Annotated in this window: 5 protein-coding genes and 2 pseudogenes; 2 read left to right on the forward strand and 5 right to left on the reverse strand. The window is 47.1% G+C overall.

The features are described from left to right. Positions 1–126 precede the first annotated feature (126 nt). Both ACTG33_RS15135 and ACTG33_RS15140 read left to right on the forward strand, forming a co-directional pair. Positions 127–3,213 (forward strand): efflux RND transporter permease subunit, encoded by a 3,087-nt coding sequence (locus tag ACTG33_RS15135; RefSeq protein ID WP_439136062.1) that lies wholly within the window; start codon positions 127–129, stop codon positions 3,211–3,213. Continuing rightward, positions 3,182–3,379: pseudogene (locus ACTG33_RS15140) on the forward strand (integrase core domain-containing protein); the annotation flags it as partial. The gene ACTG33_RS15135 and the pseudogene ACTG33_RS15140, both read left to right, overlap by 32 nt. 21 nt (positions 3,380–3,400) lie before the next feature. Here the strand turns inward: ACTG33_RS15140 and ACTG33_RS15145 are convergent. The 5 genes and pseudogenes from ACTG33_RS15145 to ACTG33_RS15165 all read right to left on the reverse strand — a co-directional run. Next, positions 3,401–3,616, reverse strand: a pseudogene (locus tag ACTG33_RS15145) (Txe/YoeB family addiction module toxin); the annotation flags it as partial. A gap of 52 nt (positions 3,617–3,668) precedes the next feature. Then, positions 3,669–4,031, reverse strand: coding sequence for a hypothetical protein (locus ACTG33_RS15150; RefSeq protein WP_439136063.1), 363 nt, complete (start codon positions 4,029–4,031; stop codon positions 3,669–3,671). A gap of 138 nt (positions 4,032–4,169) precedes the next feature. Then, a complete protein-coding gene (locus ACTG33_RS15155; protein WP_439136064.1) occupies positions 4,170–5,093 on the reverse strand; it encodes an AraC family transcriptional regulator in 924 nt (307 codons plus the stop codon). A 424-nt stretch (positions 5,094–5,517) separates the two neighbouring features. After that, a complete protein-coding gene (locus ACTG33_RS15160) occupies positions 5,518–6,231 on the reverse strand; it encodes a class I SAM-dependent methyltransferase (RefSeq protein ID WP_439136065.1) in 714 nt (237 codons plus the stop codon). A gap of 331 nt (positions 6,232–6,562) precedes the next feature. Further along, positions 6,563–6,878, reverse strand: a 316-nt coding sequence (locus ACTG33_RS15165; protein ID WP_439136066.1) for a hypothetical protein, incomplete at its 5' end; no start/stop codon positions are given.

The following is a 6,878-nucleotide window of genomic DNA, read 5'->3' on the forward strand; positions in this document are numbered from 1 at the left end:
GGAACTCGACGATCGGGTGGTGACGTCGGGCGGCGCCTTTCTGGGCAACGGCGACCAGGTACGGATTATTGAGGAGAAGCATAACAACGTAAGCCATATGGATGGTCGTGACGTCGAGGGCCCATTATGACTCTCAATGTCTCTTCTTGGGCTATTCGCAATCCAGTTCCGGTGATTTTGCTCTTTGTTCTACTGACATTCTGGGGACTTATCTCCTTCAAGGGCATGTTCATCCAGGATTTTCCGGATGTGCAGTTACCTCGCGTGGAGGTCTCCGCAACGCTGCCAGGCGCAGCCCCAGCCTTGATGGAAAGCGAGGTAGCCCGCAAGATCGAGAATGCTATTGCCAGCGTCTCTGGCGTTAAGCACATCGCCACAACGCTAACCGATGGACACGCGGCTATCCATATTGAGTTCCGGCTGGGAAAAACCGTGCAGGAGGCAGTCGACGATGTGCGTGATGCTGTTTCCCGTATCCGTTCCGACCTGCCCGCCGATTTGCGTGACCCAGTAATTCGAAAAGCCGAATTTTCCAGCGAGCCGATCCTGCTTTTTGCGGTTACCTCTCAGAATCTCGACGAAGAGGCACTCTCATGGTTTGTCGATGATCAAATGACCAAAGCCGTATTGACGGTACCTGGCGTTGGCTCGGTGCAGCGGGTCGGCGGCGTCGATCGCGAAGTTCGTGTGGAATTGCACCCGGATCGCCTGCTGGGGTTGAACACGACGGCGCTGGATATTTCACGCCAGTTGCGCCAAGCGCAGTTGGAAGCACCCGGCGGCCGCGCGGATATCGGTGGCGCCGAGCAGGCCGTACGCGTTGTCGCTAGCGTTGAATCTGCGGCCGAGCTGGCAGGAATGGAACTGGTCCTCAGTGATGGTCGCCGCATTCGTCTCGATCAGGTGGCAACGGTTATCGATACTGTAGCCGAGCGACGTTCGATGGCACTGCTGAATGGCAAGGCCGTGATTGGCTTTCAGATGACCCGTGCAGAAGGTTACGGAGAAGTGGAGGTGGCCAAGGCCGTTTCGTCCGCACTTGCAGAATTTCAGGCGCGACATCCTCATGTTGAAGTGACAGAAGCTTTCAATTTCATCGAGCCGGTATTGGAAAACTACCAGGGATCCATACGCATCCTTTTCGAAGGTATGGCATTGGCAGTACTCGTGGTGTTCTGCTTTTTGCGTAACTGGCGTGCCACGCTGATTGCAGCAGTCACTCTGCCGCTATCGATCATTCCTACCTTTGCGTTTATGCACCTCATGGGGTTCTCACTTAATGTTGTCACGCTGCTCGCGCTCTCGCTGGTTATCGGAGTGCTGGTAGACGATGCCATTGTCGAAATTGAAAACATTGAACGGCATCTGTTGATGGGTAAAGTTCCACGTCAGGCGGCTAAGGATGCAGCGGCGGAAATTGGTTTGGCCGTGGTCGCTACCACTTTCACGTTGATTGCCGTTTTTCTTCCCACGGCATTTATGAGCGGCACCGTAGGGCAATTTTTTGTGCAGTTTGGTTGGACTGCCTCGGTCGCAGTGCTGTTCTCTCTGCTCGTGGCTCGCCTTCTAACACCTATGTTGTCCGCGTATCTGTTGCACAAACCCCATCAGTATCCTCGCGATCCAGCATGGATTCGGTATTATTTGGTCATTGCCCATTGGTGCCTGATGCATCGCAAGACAACGCTTGTCACTGCGGCAGCCTGTTTTGCCGGAGGAATCTGGCTGGCTTCTATTTTGCCGGGCTCATTCATCCCGCCTGATGATAATTCCCAGACGCAAGCAACATTAACCTTGCCGCCCGGCAGCACATTGGCAGAAGCGGCAATAATCGCGGAACAGGCACGCTTAGGATTAGTAGCACACCAACATGTGATTGATGTCTTTGCGACCGTCGGTGGTGATTCTGGCAGCGGCGAAAATGACGTTACTAGCGTAGTGCTGACGATCGGCTTGTCTGGTCGTGAGGACCGTGCGGGCGCTAAGCAGCAGTCTATTGAGCGGCAGTTGCGCGATGCGATTGCCACGCTTCCGGGGGTGCTAATCAGCGTGGGCACCGAGGGAGACGCTTATGAACTGGTGCTCGCTGGCGAGGATAGCCATGCACTTGACCTGCATGCTCGTAAGGTCGAGCGTGAGCTACGTGCTATTCCCGGCATCGGCGCGGTAAGTTCGACGGCCAGCCTAGTCAGGCCTGAGCTCATTGCTCGCCCAGATTTTGCCCGCGCTGCCGACCTGGGAGTTTCGACACTGGCCATCGCCGATACTTTACGCATCTCGACTATGGGCGATAGTGCTGAAGATCTCCCTAAGTTGAATTTTAGCAGCCGCCAAGTACCTGTGATGGTTCGTCTTTCAGATGCGGCTCGGAAGGATATCGCAACTCTAAAGCGCTTGCCGGTGCCCGGTGCGAACGGGAGCGTACCGTTAGAGAGCGTGGTCTCGTTTGAGTGGGGCAGTGGGCCTTCGGAAATCACACGATATGACCGTCTGCGCAATGTCAATTTCAAAGTGAGCTTGCAGGGGCGCCCTTTGGGAGAGATCGAACAGATCGTGCAGGCATTACCCAGCTTAAGTCAGTTGCCGCGAGGTATTCATCAGGCCGCGGTAGGCGATGCCGAGGAAATGTCTGACCTTGTAACGAGCTTTGGAATTGCCATGTTGACGGGTGTGATATGCATCTACATGGTTCTGGTGCTGTTACTCAAGGATTTCATGCAGCCAGTCACTATACTGGTAGCCTTGGTGCTCTCGGTACCGGGGGCTTTTCTGGCACTTTTTCTCACTCAGACACCGGTGTCGTTGCCCGCCATGATTGGGTTGATCATGCTGATGGGGATTGCAACAAAGAACTCTATACTTCTGGTGGACTACATTATTATTGCTCGGCAAACCTATGGAATGGATCGTGCGACAGCCATTCTTGATGCTTGCGAAAAGCGCGTCCGACCGATCGTAATGACCACTATTGCCATGGGCGCAGGTATGGTGCCTATAGCTCTAGGGTGGGCAGGCGATCCCAGCTTCCGAGCTCCAATGGCTTTTGTTGTAATCGGTGGACTGATTACGTCGACCTTCTTGAGTCTGTTGGTCATTCCTGTTGTCTATAGCTGTTTAGATGACCTTTTGAACAGGGTGCGCGTACCTAAAGCACCTAATGCTGCAACCTGCGTAATAAAGACGAGCCTATCCGGCCAGACTGCGAAGGGATAAAGGCCCTGCCTTCATCTCCATCGCTCTGGCGGATGCAGCAGAAAAGCACGAAATTGCGCTGGAGTTCATCAAGCCAACTCAGAACGCCTACGTGGAACGCTTCAACCGGACTTACCGGGACGAGATCCTGAGTATGCATGTCTTCCGGAATCTCACCGAGCTCCGGGCAACAGCGGCTGGTTATGCATTATTCGAAGTGGCTCCAGAGCCTGAGAACTTTCACCACTCGCTCGTCTTCGAGCACTTGGTAGGCCAGACGATGCTGAATGTTGATACGGCGTGAATAGGCTCCCGCAAGATCGCCAATAAGCTTTTCAAACGGTGGCGGCTTGCAGTAAGGGTCTTCCGCTATCAGCGCTAATACTTCCTGAGCTTCTGGTTTGAGGCCGCTGGAAACCAGTTTCTTTGCATCTTTTTAGGCTTGCTTGGGTCGGATACATTGCTTTGTTAAATATTTACTTGCTACAAACATAATTCCATCCCTCATGGAAGAAGTACACTGCGAGTTTACCGGGAATTATAGAGAAAATTGCATCTTTATTGTTACCTATAGCGCATGCTTCCTGAAATGTAATTAACGCAGGTTCATCAAGGAAGTCATAGAAAACGCCTAGATCTTGAAAATCCGCAACACCTTCTAAACTATCATTTCTAACTATGAACCTCTCGTCTAGATGATTAAATAGTTCGGCCGAGCGCTTATAGTTTTTAGATTTGTGATGGCCTAGAAATCCAACCCACCTTTCTTTGCGAGAGGACTCGACAAAGGCTTTTGCAAATGACTCCATATGGTTCTTAGTATTTGATAATTCGCTCATGCTTGAATTCTCAATGATCTTTAACGCCGCAAGCAGTTGCGGATTTGTAGTGGAGTGTTTTGTGGTGGCGTAGCGTTAAATCACAAAAACATGAGCGTAAAACCCGGTTGACTGCTTGTTAGCTTATTACGTAAATGCCTATATTCCCTTAAGTTTAACGTGAATTTCCATTTCTATATATCCGTCAATTCTTGCATCATTTAGATAACGCTCTAACATTGGAAAATCATCTGGTTCAAATCCGCTATCAGGCAGCCAATCTGAATAGACACCCAATTGAGCCTTAATTGCTTCCTCTGGGCTACCTTTATAATAAAGCACAGCGTACTTTCCTTTCGGTATTTCAGACAGTAAAAAAGGTCGCTTAACTTGGACACCTTCACCAATCACCACCGAAGCCATGTAACGGCATTTATCGACTGGGGTAACTGTTGGGTTGTCAAAAGCAAAGGCAAAGCGTTTTTGCTCGTCTTGCTTTATGCCATTACAGACAGCCCAATTTATAAGTTTATCCCATGCTTGATATATCGCGTCTGGCTCATAACCGCGCTCTGAAGCCAAAGTACATACACGCTGGCGATCAAGTTCTCTTACTTCAACATTCATATTTGTATCCTCTAAGTTAGCTTTACTCATCACTTCATTGGTGATGCGAGTAGGATACAAATCGGAAGGATTAAAATCTTTTCCATACTTGCTTGATATTTTTCCAATCTTGCTATCTTTAATTTTGTCTGGATTTCTTATTTCTGACGGACTAAAACCGAAATGAAGTCTCACTGCTTTTGAAAAATTGGCACTTGACGAGTAACCGCAATCCAAAGCCACCTGAGTAACGGATAGTTCAGTTTTAAAGATTAAAAGGTTTACTGCACATTCAAGCCTTCGCCTAACGATGTAATCATTGACCGTCTCACCAACAATACCTGTAAAAATTCGGTGGAAATGGTATGCCGAAAAATGACTTACGCTTGCCACTTCAGCAAGTGAAATATTGTTAGCGAGATTGGCCTCTATATATTGAATTACCCGATCTATACGAACTTTGTATTGTTTATTCATAAATACCTAAGTTGGAATACTGCACAGATACCAAGGAAAGCTAACGCTCGGTTTAGGGGCGGCGAAACGCAGTGTAGCCTTGATTTTGTCTTATTGACACCACAGTCGTTTGTTATGCAATTTTTAAAACTCACTAATCTCGAAAATATATATAATCTTCAGTTATCTCAATTCGGTATTGATATTTTCTCTCTGACTCTTTCAATATTTTTTTCAAATTGACACAGTGATAATAAATTTCTATTTCTGGAACTCTCGCCTTTTTTATGACGAGGTCTTTACCTGAGTAATTAGCAATATGATTTCCCTATCTGCACACTCCGCCATAAGTTACGGCTTTGGAGTTGTTTGATTTGTGGTGGCGTAGCGTTAAACTACAAAAAAACAACGGAAAATACCTCAATCTTGACGGCCTTTTTATGCATTAGACTTTTTCCGCCACGATAAGAAAATATTTTGGCTTATACCCTGATTGAATTTTTTCAACTTTTGGACTGCTAACCTTATTAGGATTTCCAAAGATAGCGCTATGTATTTTTCTGGCTAGTTTAATAGGGTAATGCTTTCTTAACCTTTGGCCATATATGCATGCTTCGTTCGTGGAGTATCCATATTTATTTAATAATGCCAAAAGCTCTTCGGGCACAAATTCCTGAGTATGAAATTTATTGGATGGCCTATCAGATAATTTTTTAGCTTTGGGTGAGGTGACCGGTCTATATGGAGATGAGACTAATAAAATCCCTCCTTTAGTTTGTAGGCCAGAAAGGTTTTCTATAGCAGATTCAAAACAGGTTATGTGTTCTATAGTTTCAAAACAGGTTATCAAATCGTAATTTACGCCATTATTAAATTTCGTAATATCACCTACTTCATATTGAATTAGATCTGATCCATAGTTAAGTCTTGCATGTTTTATTGCTGATTCATTCACATCAACACCCATATACGTTTCTGCTCCTGCCTCAATCATTATGGGGGCTGAGTAACCTGATCCACAGGCAATATCAAGAACCTTTTTACCTTGCGAAAACTTACTAGAAAAGCTGTATCTTGCCATATGGTCGGCTTCAATTCTGTCTCCTGATTTTCCAGGGACAAACCTTTCTCCGGTGAACTCAATGTCTGAATGCTTCATAGATATCCTATAATTTTGCATAACAGTATGCTAATGAGGTCTTTTACCCGATTAACAGAATTATCAGGTATACCTTTCTATAAGTTAAAAAGTGTTCCCCCGTTTAATAAATTCGAAAGGTATAAAGAAGGAAGGTATAACAAAGTAAGAAGACAATCCCTTTTATAAGCACAGCACCCCGCTGTCACATGATGGCGCAATATTCCCTTACGGCGATAGCACTAAACATCTCACATTTTTGTTTGAGCTGCAATTTTGATGATGGCCAAATGTGTGAGATGTATTGATTGGAGAAAGGGCTCTGAGCCTTTTCATTTTAAGGGATAAAATTTTATTCCACGGTTTCAAGGTTTCGGCTCCCGTTAGGATTGAGAAATAACTGGAACGTGACAACCAACCGTTGACCGTTTTCTGTGCTCTCTAGACTTGGAGTAAACGCCCGGCCACGACCATACCTTGCGCCGATGCGTACATAAAACCAAGTGGAACCTCTTAAGGTCGGGTCCAGAACCAATTGAGGCTGGTAACCATCAACCGGAGCGAGGATCATTTCTCTATGGATTTCTCGCTGTACCGTCGCATGAGGCTCATAAGGTACGACGCCCCCTTCGGCCGCAGTGAAATCCATAATGGCTGACACTGGCAGA

This window comes from Pseudomaricurvus sp., from assembly GCF_965662505.1.
Taxonomy (GTDB): Bacteria; Pseudomonadota; Gammaproteobacteria; order Pseudomonadales; family Cellvibrionaceae; genus Pseudomaricurvus.

Excerpts from the sequence above, each read along its gene's own strand:
- ACTG33_RS15135 (WP_439136062.1), top strand. The coding sequence starts at position 127 with ATGACTCTCAATGTCTCTTCTTGGGCTATTCGCAATCCAGTTCCGGTG.
- ACTG33_RS15150 (WP_439136063.1), bottom strand. The coding sequence starts at position 4,031 with ATGAGCGAATTATCAAATACTAAGAACCATATGGAGTCATTTGCAAAA.
- ACTG33_RS15155 (WP_439136064.1), bottom strand. The coding sequence starts at position 5,093 with ATGAATAAACAATACAAAGTTCGTATAGATCGGGTAATTCAATATATA.
- ACTG33_RS15160 (WP_439136065.1), bottom strand. The coding sequence starts at position 6,231 with ATGAAGCATTCAGACATTGAGTTCACCGGAGAAAGGTTTGTCCCTGGA.